General features: G+C 72.8%; 14 protein-coding genes. 8 read left to right on the top strand and 6 right to left on the bottom strand.

Translation table 11 applies throughout. From position 1 onward, the window contains the following. Positions 1 to 377: 377 nt before the first annotated feature. Together ACIQGV_RS10290 and ACIQGV_RS10285 are read left to right on the top strand one after the other, a co-directional pair. A complete protein-coding gene (locus ACIQGV_RS10290; protein ID WP_402492942.1) occupies positions 378 to 1,586 on the top strand; it encodes an NAD(P)/FAD-dependent oxidoreductase in 1,209 nt (402 codons plus the stop codon). A gap of 10 nt (positions 1,587 to 1,596) precedes the next feature. After that, positions 1,597 to 2,547 (top strand): sigma-70 family RNA polymerase sigma factor, encoded by a 951-nt coding sequence (locus ACIQGV_RS10285; RefSeq protein ID WP_402492941.1) that lies wholly within the window; start codon positions 1,597 to 1,599, stop codon positions 2,545 to 2,547. A gap of 61 nt (positions 2,548 to 2,608) precedes the next feature. Here the strand turns inward: ACIQGV_RS10285 and ACIQGV_RS10280 are convergent, their stop codons facing one another. Continuing rightward, positions 2,609 to 3,334 (bottom strand): flavodoxin family protein, encoded by a 726-nt coding sequence (locus ACIQGV_RS10280; protein WP_402492939.1) that lies wholly within the window; start codon positions 3,332 to 3,334, stop codon positions 2,609 to 2,611. Positions 3,335 to 3,458: 124 nt separating this feature from the next. On the opposite strand from ACIQGV_RS10280, the gene ACIQGV_RS10275 reads away from it, so the two are divergent. Next, a complete protein-coding gene (locus ACIQGV_RS10275; RefSeq protein WP_402492937.1) occupies positions 3,459 to 4,460 on the top strand; it encodes an NAD-dependent epimerase/dehydratase family protein in 1,002 nt (333 codons plus the stop codon). A gap of 32 nt (positions 4,461 to 4,492) precedes the next feature. Here the strand turns inward: ACIQGV_RS10275 and ACIQGV_RS10270 are convergent, their stop codons facing one another. Next, on the bottom strand, positions 4,493 to 5,605 hold the full coding sequence (locus ACIQGV_RS10270; protein WP_402492935.1) for a sensor histidine kinase: 1,113 nt from the start codon (positions 5,603 to 5,605) through the stop codon (positions 4,493 to 4,495). A gap of 2 nt (positions 5,606 to 5,607) precedes the next feature. After that, positions 5,608 to 6,333: a response regulator transcription factor gene (locus ACIQGV_RS10265; protein ID WP_402492933.1), complete on the bottom strand. Its 726-nt coding sequence runs from the start codon at positions 6,331 to 6,333 to the stop codon at positions 5,608 to 5,610. A gap of 114 nt (positions 6,334 to 6,447) precedes the next feature. On the opposite strand from ACIQGV_RS10265, the gene ACIQGV_RS10260 reads away from it, so the two are divergent. From ACIQGV_RS10260 to ACIQGV_RS10250, 3 genes are read left to right on the top strand one after another with little or no spacing between them, the layout of a single operon-like run. Next, on the top strand, positions 6,448 to 7,152 hold the full coding sequence (locus tag ACIQGV_RS10260; RefSeq protein WP_402492931.1) for a glycosyltransferase family 2 protein: 705 nt from the start codon (positions 6,448 to 6,450) through the stop codon (positions 7,150 to 7,152). Next, entirely contained in the window at positions 7,149 to 7,769 is a 621-nt protein-coding gene (locus tag ACIQGV_RS10255) for a DUF2064 domain-containing protein (protein ID WP_402492930.1), read from the top strand. Before ACIQGV_RS10260 ends, ACIQGV_RS10255 begins: the two co-directional genes overlap by 4 nt. Beyond that, complete coding sequence (locus tag ACIQGV_RS10250) at positions 7,766 to 8,506, top strand: class I SAM-dependent methyltransferase (protein ID WP_402492929.1); 741 nt, start codon at positions 7,766 to 7,768, stop codon at positions 8,504 to 8,506. The genes ACIQGV_RS10255 and ACIQGV_RS10250 overlap by 4 nt, the downstream gene beginning before the upstream one ends. A 316-nt stretch (positions 8,507 to 8,822) precedes the next feature. Here the strand turns inward: ACIQGV_RS10250 and ACIQGV_RS10245 are convergent, their stop codons facing one another. After that, entirely contained in the window at positions 8,823 to 10,052 is a 1,230-nt protein-coding gene (locus ACIQGV_RS10245) for a molybdopterin-dependent oxidoreductase (protein WP_402492927.1), read from the bottom strand. A gap of 125 nt (positions 10,053 to 10,177) precedes the next feature. Between ACIQGV_RS10245 and ACIQGV_RS10240 the strand changes: the two genes are divergently transcribed. After that, positions 10,178 to 11,548, top strand: coding sequence for a hypothetical protein (locus tag ACIQGV_RS10240; protein WP_402493195.1), 1,371 nt, complete (start codon positions 10,178 to 10,180; stop codon positions 11,546 to 11,548). A 145-nt stretch (positions 11,549 to 11,693) separates the two neighbouring features. Further along, entirely contained in the window at positions 11,694 to 12,254 is a 561-nt protein-coding gene (locus tag ACIQGV_RS10235; protein WP_402492925.1) for a DM13 domain-containing protein, read from the top strand. Between the two features lie 280 nt (positions 12,255 to 12,534). On the opposite strand, the gene ACIQGV_RS10230 is transcribed toward ACIQGV_RS10235, so the two are convergent. Further along, positions 12,535 to 13,728 (bottom strand): M20 family metallopeptidase, encoded by a 1,194-nt coding sequence (locus ACIQGV_RS10230; protein ID WP_402492924.1) that lies wholly within the window; start codon positions 13,726 to 13,728, stop codon positions 12,535 to 12,537. Between the two features lie 98 nt (positions 13,729 to 13,826). Then, the gene (locus ACIQGV_RS10225; RefSeq protein WP_402492922.1) at positions 13,827 to 14,423 is read right to left on the bottom strand and encodes a TlpA family protein disulfide reductase; all 597 of its coding nucleotides are present in this window, start codon (positions 14,421 to 14,423) and stop codon (positions 13,827 to 13,829) included. Positions 14,424 to 14,775 lie beyond the last annotated feature (352 nt).

The following is a 14,775-nucleotide window of genomic DNA, read 5'->3' as shown; positions in this document are numbered from 1 at the left end:
CCCCTGCTCCGCACCCGGCAAAGACAACCGCGCCGCCCTCGCAGACATGGTTCGCACGTCTACCAGGACTCATGAGCGGGAGCGTGGGCGAGGACGGACCCCGGCCGTGCCCGGGCCGTTCTTCCCTGCCTGCCGGGACAGCGGCAGCCACCACGTCGTCCGGGCCGACGGCTGCTTGCGGCGACCGGTGAGCAGACTGTCGGAGACCGCCGCAGGCACCTCACCCGCATCCCGGCCCGGTGGGCGGAGCGTCTGCGCCACGAGAGCCGTGAGACCGCATCTCACCCTGTGACCCACATCACAGATGGATCCTGTCAGCAATCGGGGCGCTGTCCCGCTCAAGCCACCAGAAGCAGGTGAACCGACAGGAGCATCACATGAAGCACCGCATCGTCGTTCTCGGCGCCGGCTATGCCGGGGCCTACGTGGCCGGGAACCTGGCCCGCAGGTTGTCCCCGGCGGACACCGAGATCACCGTGGTCAACGCGGAGCCGGATTTCGTCGAGCGGCTGCGACTGCACCAGCTCGCGGCCGGCCAGGAGATCGAGGTCCAGAAGCTCGCCGACGTCTTCGCCGGTACGGGGATCCGGCTGCGCCCGGCCCGTGCCACCGCCCTCGACCCCGAGCGCCGGGTCGTCGCCGTGGCCGACGCAGAGGGCGGCGACGAACTCGGCTACGACACGCTTGTCTACGCGCTCGGCAGCCATGCCGCCGACCACGGGGTTCCCGGCGTCGCCGAACACGCCTTCGACGTCACCGGCCGGCCGGCGGCGCTGCGCCTGCGCGAGCGCCTGGACGGCCTGGACAAGCGCGGCGAGGGCGGGAACGTGCTGGTCGTCGGCGACGGGCTGACCGGTGTCGAGACCGCCACCGAGATCGCCGAGTCCCGGCCCGGCCTCCTGGTGACCCTGATCGCCCGCGGCGAGCTGGGCGCCCGGCTGTCCGCCGGGGCCCGCGCCCATCTGCGCCGGGCCTGCGACCGGCTGGGCGTCACCGTCCGCGAGAACACATGCGTCGACGCGGTCGAGGCTGCGCGGGTGCTGTGCGCCGACGGTACCGTCCTGGCCTCCGACGCGACCGTGTGGACGGCCGGGTTCGCGGTCGGCCCCCTCGCGGCCGCCGGAGGGCTGGAGGTCACGGACGACGGCCGGATCGTCGTCGACCGCACCATGCAGTCCGTGTCGCACCCGGACGTCTACGCCGCCGGCGACGCCGCCCACGCCGTCGGCGACAACGGCCTGCCGCTGCCGATGTCCTGCGCCTCGGCCGGATACACCGGCATGCAGGCCACGGCGGCGATCGTGGGACGCCTGACCGGCCGAAAGATCGCGCACACCAAGATGGAGTACCTGGGCAACCACATCAGCCTCGGGCGCCACGACGCGATCCTGCAGCTGGTCGATCACGAAGGGCGGGCGAAGCCGAAGTACATGGGCGGGCGGAAGGCCGCGCGGATCAAGGCGGGCATCCTCTGGATGTCGCTGTGGGCCAACTCGCACCCGACCTTCGGCCTGCCCAGGCGCAAGCACCGGCTGGCCACCGCACCGGAAGCATCTCCCGAGACGGCGGGCCGTGTCGCCGCCTAAGGTGATCCGCATGGACAGCACCGCCGATCGCTTCGACACCGACCGGTTCGAGGCCGGCCGCAGCCGGCTGGCCTCGCTGGCGTACCGGCTGCTGGGCTCCGCCGTCGACGCCGAGGACACCGTGCAGGATGCGTTCCTGCACTGGCAGGCCGCCGACCGGGAGCGGATCAGGGTGCCGGAGGCGTGGCTGACCAAGGTCGTCACCAACCTGTGCCTGGACCGGCTCCGTTCGGCGCAGGCCCGCCGCGAACGCGCCGTCGGCGCCTGGCTGCCCGAACCGCTCCTCGACGGCGACCCGATGCTCGGCCCCGCCGACACCGCCGAGCAGCGCGAGTCGGTCTCCCTGGCCGTACTGACCCTCATGGAACGGCTGTCGCCCTTCGAGCGTGCCGTCTACGTCCTGCGTGAGGCGTTCTCCCACAGCCACGCCGAGATCGCCGAGATCCTCGACATCACCGAGTCCGCGAGCCAGCAGCACCTCCACCGGGCGAGGCGCCGCATCACCACCGCCCGCCGTCGCGACGGCGAGGTCGACCCGGCGTCCGCCCGCAGGATCGTCGAGGAGTTCCTCACCGCCGCCGCCTCCGGCCGCACCGAACGGCTGGTGGCACTGCTCACCGACGACGCGACCGCGATCTCCGACGGCGCCGGCCTGACCGAGAAGCTGCTGCGGTACGACACCGCGGAGCGCATCGCCGCCGTCGCACGTGCCGGTTTCAAGCCCACCCCCGCGAAACGCCGACTGGCCGGCGGCACACCCTCCATCCACTACGCGCTCGTCAACCGCGCACCCGCCATCCTCTTCGTGCTCGAAGGCCGGGTCGTCGGCGCCGTGACGTTCGACCTCACCGACACCAGGATCACCACCGTGCGCGGCATCGCCGCCCCCGGCCGCCTCGTGCACATCACCGAAACCTGGCAGCAGCGCGAACCGGACACACCGCTCGTCACCCGGTGGTGACCCGGCACCCACCAGAAAAAGGGACCACCGCCGGCAAGAACACAAGGGCCGACGCCGAGCCTCAGCGGTGCTCGGGGTTGTCGGCTCCCGGCCGGCAGCCCGCGTCCCATTCCGAGCGCTGGTTGCCGTGGGCGGGGACGCCTCCGGCGCGCTTGAGCAGGGCCGCGATGTGCATCAGGTTCCAGGTCATGAAGGAGGTGTTGCGGTTGGTGAAGTCGTTCTCCGGGCCGCCCGAGTCCGGGTCGAGATACGACGGCCCGGGGCCGGCCACGCCGATCCAGCCGGCGTCCGCCTGGGGCGGAATGGTGTAGCCGAGGTGCTGGAGGCTGTAGAGGAGGTTCATGGCGCAGTGCTTGACGCCGTCCTCGTTGCCGGTGATCAGGCAGCCGCCGACACGGCCGTAGTAGGCGTACTGGCCCTGGGGGTTGAGCAGCGCGGAGCAGGCGTAGAGGCGCTCGACGACCTTCTTCGTCACCGAGCTGTTGTCGCCCAGCCAGATCGGGCCGGCCAGCACCAGGATGTCGGCGGCCATCACCCGTTCGTAGAGGGACGGCCACTCGTCGGTGGCGAAGCCGTGCTCGGTCATGTCGGGGTAGACGCCGGTGGCGATGTCGTGGTCGGCCGCCCTGATCTCGTCCGTCGTCACCCCCTGCGCCTCCATGATCGCGCGGCTCTTGTCGATCAGTCCCTGGGTGTGGCTGAGCTGCGGGGACGGCTTGAGGGTGCAGTTGACGTAGAGGGCGGTGAGGTCGTCGAAGCGGTAGGAGGGGGAAGGAGATGCGTTCATGACCGGCAGCGTCCCGCGCAGAGGGCGACATGTCCCGTTCCGACGCGCCCGTGGCGTCTTACGGAGTGATGACGTGCGCGGCGGGTCACGCGCTCCGGCGGGCGGCCGGACCTAGCGTGAACGTATGCGAGTACTGGTCACCGGCGGTGCCGGGTTCATCGGGTCCCATGTCGTCGAAGCGCTGCTGGAGCGGGGACACGAGCCGGTCGTGTACGACGTCCGGGAGGATCCGGGCGCCGACGTGCGCGACCCCGCCGCCGTGGCCCGGGCCCTCGCCGGGGCGGACGCGGTGTGCCATCAGGCGGCGATGGTCGGGCTCGGCGTCGGCGTCGCCGACGCGGCGGAGTACGTCTCCCGCAACGACCTGGGCACGGCGGTCCTGCTCGCCGCCATGGCGGACGCGGGGGTACGGCGGCTCGTGCTGGCCGGGTCGATGGTGGTGTACGGGGAGGGGCGGTACGTCTGCCCGCGGCACGGGGCCGTACGGCCCGGCCCCCGTGCCGTCGGCGACCTCGAAGCGGGCAGGTTCGAGCCCGCGTGCCCGGCGTGCGGGGCGGACCTGGCCCCCGGCCTGGTGGGCGAGGACGCCCCGGCCGATCCCCGGAACGTGTACGCCACGACCAAGCTCGCGCAGGAGCATCTGGCCGCGGCCTGGGCCCGCTGCACGGGTGGGTCGGCGGTGTCTCTGCGCTACCACAACGTGTACGGGCCCGGCATGCCCCGCGACACCCCGTATGCGGGCGTGGCCTCCTTCTTCCGCTCGGCACTCGCCCGGGGCGAGGCGCCGCGTGTCTTCGAGGACGGGCGGCAGCGGAGGGACTTCGTACATGTACGGGATGTGGCCGCCGCCAACCTGGCCGCGCTGGAGGCCGACGTGCCGGACAGCGCGCTGACGGCGTACAACACGGGCAGCGGCGAGCCGCACACCGTCGGCGAGATGGCGCGGGCGCTGGCCGCCGCGTACGGCGGGCCGGAGCCCGTCGTCACCGGCGAGTTCCGGCTCGGGGACGTCCGTCACATCACCGCCGACTCCTCCCGGCTGCGGCAGGAGCTGGGCTGCAAGCCGGAGGTCGGGTTCGAGGAGGGCATGGCGGAGTTCGCGCGGGCCGGGATGCGGGGCGCGTAGGGCCGCCGGTGGACCGGTGGTGCTGCCCGCTTTCAGGAAGCGGCAGCGGGCAGCACCACCTCGAAGCGGCAGCCCCCGGGGATGTTGCGCACGGTGGCCCGGCCCTGGTGCGCCTCCACGATCCCGCGCACGATGGCGAGACCCAGTCCCGCGCCGGCGGGGGGCGTGCGGGCGTGGGTGCCGCGCCAGCCGGTGTCGAAGACCCGGGGCAGGTCCTCCTCAGGGATGCCGCCGCAGCCGTCGGTCACCGACACCACCACTCCCTCCGGCGAACGCTCGGCGGCGATGGCCACCGTACCGTCGGCGGGGGTGCGGCGGATCGCGTTGACCAGCAGGTTGCCCAGGACGCGGCTCATCTCCCTGCCGTCCACCTCCACAGGCAGCGGCTCCACCCGGTCGCCGACCAGCCGCACACCGTGCTCGCGGGCGAGCGGGTCCGCGCCCGCGAGGGCGTCGCCGACCAGGTCGTAGAGGGAGATACGGGAAGGGCTCAGCGGCAGTGTGCCGGCGTGGATGCGGGAGAGTTCGAACAGGTCGCCGACCATGCCGTTCAGGCGCTCCACCTCGGTGCGGATCTGGCGGAGATAGCGCTGGGGGTCGGCGGCGACACCGTCCTCCAGGGCCTCCGACATCGCGCGGAGACCGGCCAGCGGGGTGCGCAGGTCGTGCGAGATCCAGGCGACGAGTTCACGCCGGGAGGTCTCCAGGGCCCGCTCGCGTTCCCGGGACGCGGCGAGTCTGGCGCTGGTGGCGGCCAGCTCGCGGCTCAGGGCCTCCAGTTCGGCGGTGGCCGGGCCGCCGGGGGCGGCGTAGTCCCCGCCGTCGCCGAAGGAGCGTGCGGCGACGGCGAGTTCGCGGCTGCGGGCGACGACCCAGCGGCCCAGCAGGAGCGCGGTCGCCAGGGAGACCACGGCCGCCATGGCGACGACCGTCGTCACCACCGTCAGGTCGTGCGGGGAGAGGAACATCGCCCAGGCGACGGCGAGGGTGCCGGCGAGCATGGCGACGACCCCGGTCGCCGCGACCACGGCGAGCGAGGCGGTCAGCGAGCGGCGCCGGATCATCCGCAGCACGCCCGCCCCGGCGAGACCGGTGACGGCGGCGCCGGCGAAGGCGTACAGGGCGATGAGAAGGGTGTCCCGCACGGTCACTCACCTCCCGGTTCGAAGCGGTAGCCCACGCCCCAGACGGTCTGGATCAGGCGCGGCCGGGCCGGGTCGTCCTCCACCTTGCCACGCAGCCGCCGGACGTGGACGGTGACGGTGGACAGGTCGCCGAAGTCCCAGCCCCACACCTCGCGCATCAGATCCTCCCGGCTGAACGCCCGCCCGGGATGGGCAAGGAAGAAGGAGAGCAGGTCGAACTCCCTCATGGTCAGGGAGAGTTCGATGCCGTGACGGGTGGCTCTGCGGGCCGCGGGGTCGAGGGCGAGGCCGGCGGCCCGCAGCGCAGGCGTGCCGGTGTCGGGGCGGGAGCGGCGCAGCACGGACTCCACCCGCAGGACGAGTTCCCTGGGGCTGAAGGGCTTGGTGACGTAGTCGTCGGCGCCGACCTCCAGGCCGAGGATGCGGTCGTCCTCGTCGCCGCGGGCGGTGAGCATGATGACCGGCACGGGTCCCCGTTCGCGCAGTCGGCGGCAGACCTCCAGTCCGTCCATGCCGGGCAGCATGAGGTCCAGGACCACCAGGTCGGGCCGGTGTTCACCGGCCCGGGCCAGGGCGGCGGGCCCGTCGTCGGCCCGGTCCACGAGGTGGCCGGCGCGGTCGAGGTATCCGGCGACCACCTCGGAGACGGTCGGGTCGTCGTCGACGACCAGGACCCGCGCGCGAGGGGGCCCGGTTCGTGCCCTGGCGGGCTCGTACGGCTGCTGCATGCCTCCAGCCTGGCACCATGCCGACCGGCACACCGCACCCGGCCGCGCCCGGCCGCCCGACGTCCGCGTTTCGTAAGGAGCGGAAGCCCGATATGCACCCTTCGCGTTCGTAGGGTGAAAGCCGTGACCCACTCACCACACCCAGCCGTCGACGTCGTCCTTCCCTGTCTGAACGAGGCCGAGGCCCTGCCCTGGGTCCTCGCGCGGATCCCGGCCGGCTGGCGGGCGCTCGTCGTGGACAACGGCTCCACCGACCGGTCCGCGCAGATCGCGCACGATCTCGGCGCGCAGGTCGTGCACGAGCCCCGCAGGGGATTCGGCGCCGCCTGCCACGCGGGCCTGACGGCCGCCACCGCGGAGGTCGTCTGCTTCTGCGACTGCGACGCCTCCCTGGACCCGTCGCTGCTCGTGCCCTTCGTCGACGAGATCCGCTCGGGCGGCGCCGACCTGGTCCTCGGGCGGCGCCGCCCCCGTGCCAGGGGGGTCTGGCCCGCCCACGCCCGCGCCGGGAACCTGGTGCTCGCCCGCCTGCTGCACCGCCGCACCGGCCTGCGTCTGCACGACCTCGGGCCGCTGCGCGCCGTCCGCCGCGAGGCGCTGCTCGGGCTCGGCCTCACCGACCGGCGCAGCGGCTACCCGCTGCAGATGGTGGTGCGGGCCGCCGACGCGGGCTGGCGGATCGCCGAGCACGACGTGCCGTATCTCCCGCGCTCCGGCGCCTCGAAGGTGACCGGCACCTGGCGGGGCACCTGGCAGGCGGTGCGGGACATGAGCCGCGTCCTCCAGGAGTCTCCGCTCCATGAGGGGAGCACGCGGTGACCACACTGATCGTCATCGCCAAGGAACCGCTGCCGGGCCGGGTCAAGACCCGGCTCACCCCGCCGTTCACGCCTCAGGAGGCGGCGGAACTCGCGGAGGCGGCCCTCGCCGACAGTCTGCGCGCCGTGGCCGCCGCTCCGGCCTCGCGCAGGGTCCTCGTCCTCGACGGCTCCCCCGGCCCCTGGCTGCCACCCGGGTTCGACGTCGTACCCCAGTGCGCGGGCGGGCTGGACGAGCGGCTGGCGGCCGCCTTCGGGGACTGCGCCGGCCCCGCCCTGCTCATCGGGATGGACACCCCCCAGGTGACGCCCGAGCTGCTCACCGTGGACTTCTCCGACTGCGACGCCTGCTTCGGCCCGGCCGAGGACGGTGGTTTCTGGGCCCTGGGCCTGGTCCGGCCCGACCCCGCGCTGCTGCGGGGCGTGCCCATGTCGACACCGGTCACCGGAGCCGTGCAGCGGGAACGGCTCGTCGCCGCCGGGATGCGGGTGCGCGACCTGCCCCGGCTGCGGGACGTCGACACGGCCGCCGACGCCCACGCGGTCGCCGCGCTCGCCCCGTTCGGCCGGTTCGCCGCGTGCCTCGGCCGGTGCGGCGCGGCGGCGGGCGGGCGATGAGCACCACCGTGCCGCCGTGGGCGGCCGCCGATGCCTACGCCGCCGCCCTGCACACCGGACACGGGCCGCTGTTCCTGCGCCGCGCCGACGGCTGGCTGCTGCCGCTGGAGGTGGAACGGTGGTGCGCGCGTGCGGACACGGTCGATCTGGAGGTGCTGGACCGGTGCGCGGGCGCCGTACTGGACGTCGGCTGCGGACCGGGGCGTCTGGTCGCCGAGCTCGCCGCCCGGGGCCGGACCGCCCTCGGCATCGACGTGAGCGAGGCCGCCGTCGAACACACGGTGCTGCTCGGGGGCCAGGCGCTGCGGCGCTCGGTCTTCGACCCGCTGCCCGGCGAGGGCCGCTGGGACACCGTCCTGCTGATGGACGGCAACATCGGCATCGGGGGCGACCCGGCCGCGCTGCTGGAGCGGGCGGCGGTGCTGCTGCGGCCCGGCGGACTGCTGCTCGTCGAGACCGCCGTGGTCGACGTCGACGAGCGCGTCCATGTCCGCATCACCGACGCCCGCGACAGCGCAGGCGCCCCCTTCCCCTGGGCACGGCTCGGCACCCCGGCCCTCCTGCGGTACGCGCGGGGCTGGGGGCGGGCCGGTCAGTGGACGGCCGGCGGACGCCGCTTCGTCGCCCTGCGCAGCCGCAGCGCCAGGAGCAGCGCCGAGCCCGCGAAGAGGACCGCGGTGATCAGCAGCCAGCGGGCGAGGAAGCCCTCCGGGGACAGTCCCGTGCCCAGGCGGTAGCGCCGGTCCACCATCCCGCCGATCAGCGGGAACCACACGAGCAGCAGCAGGCCCGACAGAGCCGCCGGGACGCGGACGTACATCGTCCGGTCCCGGCGGCCGACCGCGCCGAGTCCGCCCGTGACCGCCCGGTCGGCGGCCGCGTACAGGGGCAGCAGCACCAGGTCGTGCAGCAGCGCGGCCCCGACCAGCCACAGACAGACGCCGAGCCAGTCGTCGGCCAGCAGGCGTACTCCCGCGTAGGCGGCGAGGGCGAACGACGCGGCGAGCACAAGCAGCTGGAAGGGGCTGCCGAGCGGGATCCGGGGCGGGCGCATCACAGGTCTCCGAAGGTCAGCCGGGCCACCCACTTGGTGTTCAGCACACCCGGTGCGGCGGGCACGATCACCCGGGCCGGGTGGCCGTGGTCGGGGGACAGGTCCTCACCGTTGACGTACAGGGCGAGCAGCGAGCGCGGGTCGGCGACCTGGTTGGCCCGCAGGGCCGCGCGGCGGAAGGCACCGTGCAGCTGGAGGGACTCCACGAACACGTCCGGCGGGTCGTCGTCGTAACCGACGAGCGCGGCGAGGTCCCGCAGACGTACGCCCCGCCACCACTGGTCGGAGGTGGACCAGCCCTCGACGCAGGCGATGGGCAGCGCCGAGCTGTGCAGGGGGAGTTCGGCGAGCTGGGCGCGGCTGAGGCGGACGGTGCCGGTGCGTCCGGTGACGACCAGCCGCCAGGCGTCCTCGCCCGTGTCCGCCGGGTCGATGCCGGCGTACGCGGCGGTCTTGTTGATCTGGAAGCCGTTCGGACCGCTGCCGGGGTCGGCCCAGCCGTGCGGCGTGAGCAGCGCGGTGCGGCGCAGGCCGTCGAAGTTCTGCCCCACCGTCGTGGCGAACAGCAGCAGCGAGCCGCCCCCGACGAACCACAGCGCGCCTCGCCGGGAGACGGTCGGCTCGGCGGGGAGCGGTGCCACCAGATCGTCCCGTTCCTCGCGCAGTCCGCGCAGGTTGCGCAGCGCCGTCGGTGTCTTCAGCAGCGCGTGGGCCACGAAGGCAGCGAAGAACACCCACGCGCCGTAGAAGTGCAGCGGATAGAAGGAGCCCGGGAAGACGTAGTCGAGCTGGACGTTCAGGACCCCGGTCACGAACTCGAACAGCCCTCCGCCGACCAGCAGCACCAGCGACACCCGCTCCAGCGCGTGCGCGAGAGAACGGACCGGAGGCAGCGCGAACAGCCTCGGCACCACCGACCAGAGCTTGGCCAGCAGGACGGGGATCAAAGTGATGCCGAGCGTGACGTGGACGCCCTGGGTGAGCCGGTACAGCCAGGGCGGGTCCGTCGGCCAGTCGAACAGGTAGAAGCCGAGAATTCCCTTGTCCGGGGTCTTGTCGTTCACCGGCGACAGGTCCGGGTTGTAGGCGGCGTAGGAGACCAGGCCGGTCACGAACAGCACGGTGACACCGGCGAGCAGGACGACGCCCAGCACGGAGGTGAACCAGGGACCGCGCAGCGGGCTGCGCCAGAAACGGGGGGAGGTCGGGAGCCGCGGATCATCTCGCATGGACCGACCGTAGGCCGCAACCCTCCCCGGAACGGCTCTCCGACCTGTGACGAAACGCTGACGTCCGGCCCGGACGGCGCTGCGGGGACGCCCGCCCGGCCTAGCGTTCCCGTGTGACCCACACAGTGCCCTCCGCCGAGCCGCGCACCCCGAGCCCGGACGGCCCCTCGCACGGCACCCGCCGTGACCTGTACGCCGCCGGGGCCGCCGTCGCCCTGGTGACGGCCGCCGTGCTGATCGGCCGCCACATCCAGGACACCTCCCACACGCTCCGCGTCGGCTGGCCCCCGCTGCTGGCGTCCTGGGAGCCGCACCTGGGCCCCGGCACCCCGGCGGCCCTGCTCGTCGCGGCCGCGGTCGTGGCGTACGGCCCGGCTCTCGCGGCCCGTCTCCCCTGGCGGGCCCTGCTCCCGGTGGCCTGGGCCACCGCACTGGCCTGGACCTTCTCCCTCGCCCTGGTCGACGGCTGGCGGCGCGGCATCGCCGTGCGCCTCACCACCCGCCACGAATACCTCCAGGTCATCGGCCGCTTCGACGACCTCCCGGCCGGTCTGCGGGACTTCACCCACCACATCCTGCTCCACTCCCCCGACAACTGGCCCGCCCACGTCGCCGGCCACCCCCCGGCGGCCACACTCACCTTCGTCCTGCTCGACCGGATCGGCCTGCGGGGCGGTGGCTGGGCCGGCGTCTGGTGCATCACCGTGGGGGCGACGGCCTGCGTGGCGGTCCTGGTGACCGTCCGCGCCCTGGCCGACGAGCACCTGGCCCGGCGCGCGGCCCCCTTCCTGGTGCTTGCCCCGGCCGCGGTGTGGATGGGCACCTCGGCGGACGCGTACTTCGCGGCGGTGGCGGCCTGGGCGGTGGCCCTGCTCGCGCTGGCCGTCACCAGGGGGTCCCCGGCCTCCGCCGGGACGGCGGGGCTGCTGTTCGGCCTGACCTGCTACCTCTCCTACGGCCTCACCCTCGTCGCGCTGATCGCTGCGGCGGTGCTGTGGCTCGGGCGGCGCGGTGTACGGGAGCGGCCGGTGCTGCTGGTGGCACTGCTCGCCGGAGCGGCCGTCGTGCCGGCGGTGTTCACCTTCGCCGGGTTCGACTGGTGGGAGGCGTACCGGCTGCTGGTCACCCGGTACCGGCAGGGCGCGGGCGGTGTACGCCCGTACGGCTACTGGGTGTGGGCCAACCTCGCCTGCACGGTGCTCGTCACGGGACTGGCGACGGTGGCGGGGCTGCGCCGCGCGGGAACGGTCCTGCTGCGGCGTGCGTCCCCGGCGCGCGGCACTTCCCGCCTCGCGCTCCTCGTCGCCGCCGCGCTGCTCGCCCTGCTCGTCGCCGATCTGTCCGGCATGAGCAAGGCGGAGACGGAACGCATCTGGCTTCCCTTCGCGATCTGGCTCCTGCCGTCCTGCGCCCTCCTCGCCCGTCCCCGCGCCTGGCTCGCCGCCCAGGCAGTGCTCGCGCTTCTCCTCAATCATCTGCTGCACACCGGGTGGTGAGCCCTGGCCCGGGAAAGGGAAGCTCTGAGCACCGCTCAGGGGGCTGCGGGCGTAAGGATTTCGTCATCCGCTGAAGGATGCGGGACGGTCCCCCGCTCCCGTTGAATGGGGCGGGACGGACAGGCTCCCGGAAGGCGAGGCGAGGATGAGGCGCGTGCGGAAGGCACTGACCAGGCCGCTGGTCATCACGGGACTGGTGGTCGCGGTCGCCGGTGCCGGCTTCGGACTGTACTGGTTCCAGCCGTGGAAACTGTGGCAGGACAAGACGGTCCAGGAAGCGCTGCCCCAGGTCGGAGAAACCTCCGCTCCCCCTGCGGCGGCACCCTCCCTGGCATCCACCGCGCCGGAGGGACCGCAGACACTGGCGAGCGGTGAGCTGATCAGCCACGAACACGCGACAACGGGCACGGTGAAGCTCGTACGGCTGGCCGACGGCTCCCACCTCGTCCGGCTGGAGAACCTCGACACCAGCAACGGCCCCGATCTGCGTGTGTGGCTCACCGACGCACCGGTGAAAGCAGGCAGGGCCGGCTGGCGCGTCTTCGACGACGGCCGACATGTCAGCCTCGGCAAGCTCAAAGGCAACAAGGGCAGCCAGAACTACGTCCTGCCCGAGGACATCGACCCCGTCCGGTACACCAGTGTCAGCATCTGGTGCGACCGTTTCGACGTCTCCTTCGGCGCCGCCGAGCTAGCCCGCGCCTGACTCCGGCCCAGGGCCGGCACCTGCGGCCGGCCTCACCATGTCCCGCAGGCCCCGGGCCCGTCCGCGGCGCAGTTGCCGACTGCTCTGCCGTCGCTGCCGCCGACTGTTTCGAGACCGGCCTCTGACAGGCCGGCACCCCAGGCGTGATCGGGCCGTCAGCAGAACGCCGCGCGCAAGCGGCACCGGAGTCGTCGCGGGGCGTCGCCCAGCCGGTGAGTCGTTTCCCGCCCCGCACTGGTGAGGTGGGACGGCCGACTGCCACAGGCACAGTTGCTGTGGTTCAGGCGAGGGCGGCGAGCCGGCTGGACAGGAATCCCGCCATCGACCGCACGCCGACCCCGATGGCGGTTTCGTCAGCAGCGAAGTCCGGGCTGTGCGGTATCCCGTTGAGCCCCGCTTCCGGGTCGGCGACGCCGAGGATGAACATCGCTCCGGGCAGACGCTGCAGGAACAGTGCGAAGTCCTCGCCGTTGAAGGGAAAGGCCGCATGCTGCACCATGACGGCGTGGGCGCCGAGAACGCCACGCAGGTGTGCGGCCGCCGCCTCGCTGAGCTCGGGAGAGCACACCATGGCGGGGAAAGGCGGCCCTTGGAAGGTGATCCGGGCGTCGGGCAGGGCGTCCACCGCGCTCCGCAGCTCGTCCCTGATCTCGGCGTACCGGCTGTCGGGCCAGGCCCGCAACCAGGCCCGTACCTCCGCGCGTTCGTCGGTCCAGGTCAGTTGGGATCGTGCGAAGACGAAGCGTTCCAACGGGCCGTCCGGCGTCCGCAGGTCTTCGAGCAGCTGCTGGAACTCTCCGGGTGACTGCGGATGGCGGATCGTCGAGAATCCGTCGATCAGGTCGGTCAGCCGCTTCCCGGCGTCTCCGGCCGCGGATCCCGACAGTTCGATCCGGAACCGGTCCTGCCCCGGGAGCCCCGTGCCCGGCATGACCGCGAGCGTGCCGACCGGCAGCGGACCGCAGTGCAGCGCGTAGATCTCCTGCGGTGCGGTCCGCTCGAGGACGCCGTCCTCAAGCATGGCGCGGGCCCCGGCGAGGGTCTCCTCGGCGGGCTGGAACAGCAGTACCACCTTGCCGTTCAGCCGCTCCCGCAGTTGCGCGAGGACTTCGGCGATTCCCACCCCGATCGCCGTGTGCAGATCGTGGCCGCACAGATGGGCCGCTCCGGGAACCTGTGACGCGAATTCGCCTGCGTACTGCTCGTCTTCGTCGACGGCGTCCATGTCGGCCCGGTAGGCGACGGTCGGCCCCGGGCCTGCACCGCTGAGCACGGCCACCACGCCGTGACCGCCCACGCCGGTCGTGACGGCCAGACCTGCGGCGCGAAGCCGCTCGGCGACGAGAGCCGCGGTACGCCGCTCGCCACCGGCGAGTTCGGGACAGCGGTGGAGCGCGCGGCGCAGCCCGACCAACTCGCCGTCGATCCGGGCCGCGACCTCGTCGATCGCTGACTGGTCCAGCTCGGAGGACATACGCCGGAGGCTACAGGAGCCTGTGTTCGACATGACCGTGACGGCGGAACAGGAGCTCGTCCGTCGCGCCGTCAAGCGGAAATGAAGGGCTGGACCGGTCAGCCTTCTTTGAGCACGGGGTCGATCATCATGTGCAACTTTTCTCTGTCGACCCCACCGAACACCCTGGCCGCCGTCTTCCCTTCCCGGTCCAGGACAACAGTGACCGGGAGCCCTTGAAGACTCACCGTCCCCTTGGGGAAGCCCGACATGAGTGTCTTCCCGATCGGGTCGTACAGACTCGGATAGGAAATACGGGCTTCGTCCTCGAATGCCTTGGCCTGAGTCTTCTCGCCGTCACGGGTGTTGATGCCGAAGAATTCGACACCCTTCGGCTTCGTCTCCTTGGCAACCTGGTTCAGGTACGGGGCTTCGGCCCGGCACGGCGGGCACCAGGAACCCCAGACATTGATGACAACGACCTTGCCCTTGAAACGGGTGACATCGAGGTGCCCGCCGTCGACGGTCTCGCCCTTGATCGAGCCGACGGGATTCCGTTCTCCTGCGGCAACCCTTGCGATGCCGTCCGCGCCCGTCACAAAGCCCGCCTGACCGTCACTTCCGGAAGTGCCGAGGCCGCAGCCGGGCAGAAGGAGCGAGGCGAGGGCGACGAACGTGGTCCGTGCAGCCGTACGGGCAATGGGACTTGAAGTCATGGGGTGAGTTTTCCACGACCCCTGTGACGAGAAGGAGTCACCCCTGGGCGTCCAGGAGTGGCCGACGTCCCACGCCGTCCGAGGACGGGGCGACATCACCATGGCCTCGCACCGGGCCCGGAACGCCGACGGCCGGAGCGAGGCCATCGGTGGTGGCGCCCAGCGCGGCGAAGCCGCCGTCACGGCCACGGTGGGCGAAGGGCATCGTGCAGCGCCTTCACCGGCTCGTCGGTGCGCGGGCCCGCGGCCCGGCGGACAGGAGGGACGGCGGGCAGGGGGGGGACGGCGGGCAGGGGGGACGGCGAAGCCATATGAATCCGGTCATACGCGCCCTCGGGAGAGCTTATTCGCG

This window comes from Streptomyces sp. NPDC093094 (assembly GCF_044754345.1).
Taxonomy (GTDB): domain Bacteria; phylum Actinomycetota; class Actinomycetes; order Streptomycetales; family Streptomycetaceae; genus Streptomyces.
The sequence above is the reverse complement of the archived record's forward strand: the minus strand, read 5'-3'. Positions and strand labels throughout refer to the sequence as shown.

Excerpts from the sequence above, each read along its gene's own strand:
- ACIQGV_RS10235 (WP_402492925.1), top strand. The coding sequence starts at position 11,694 with ATGAGGCGCGTGCGGAAGGCACTGACCAGGCCGCTGGTCATCACGGGA.
- ACIQGV_RS10250 (WP_402492929.1), top strand. The coding sequence starts at position 7,766 with ATGAGCACCACCGTGCCGCCGTGGGCGGCCGCCGATGCCTACGCCGCC.
- ACIQGV_RS10285 (WP_402492941.1), top strand. The coding sequence starts at position 1,597 with ATGGACAGCACCGCCGATCGCTTCGACACCGACCGGTTCGAGGCCGGC.
- ACIQGV_RS10225 (WP_402492922.1), bottom strand. The coding sequence starts at position 14,423 with ATGACTTCAAGTCCCATTGCCCGTACGGCTGCACGGACCACGTTCGTC.
- ACIQGV_RS10275 (WP_402492937.1), top strand. The coding sequence starts at position 3,459 with ATGCGAGTACTGGTCACCGGCGGTGCCGGGTTCATCGGGTCCCATGTC.
- ACIQGV_RS10280 (WP_402492939.1), bottom strand. The coding sequence starts at position 3,334 with ATGAACGCATCTCCTTCCCCCTCCTACCGCTTCGACGACCTCACCGCC.
- ACIQGV_RS10265 (WP_402492933.1), bottom strand. The coding sequence starts at position 6,333 with ATGCAGCAGCCGTACGAGCCCGCCAGGGCACGAACCGGGCCCCCTCGC.
- ACIQGV_RS10290 (WP_402492942.1), top strand. The coding sequence starts at position 378 with ATGAAGCACCGCATCGTCGTTCTCGGCGCCGGCTATGCCGGGGCCTAC.
- ACIQGV_RS10230 (WP_402492924.1), bottom strand. The coding sequence starts at position 13,728 with ATGTCCTCCGAGCTGGACCAGTCAGCGATCGACGAGGTCGCGGCCCGG.
- ACIQGV_RS10245 (WP_402492927.1), bottom strand. The coding sequence starts at position 10,052 with ATGCGAGATGATCCGCGGCTCCCGACCTCCCCCCGTTTCTGGCGCAGC.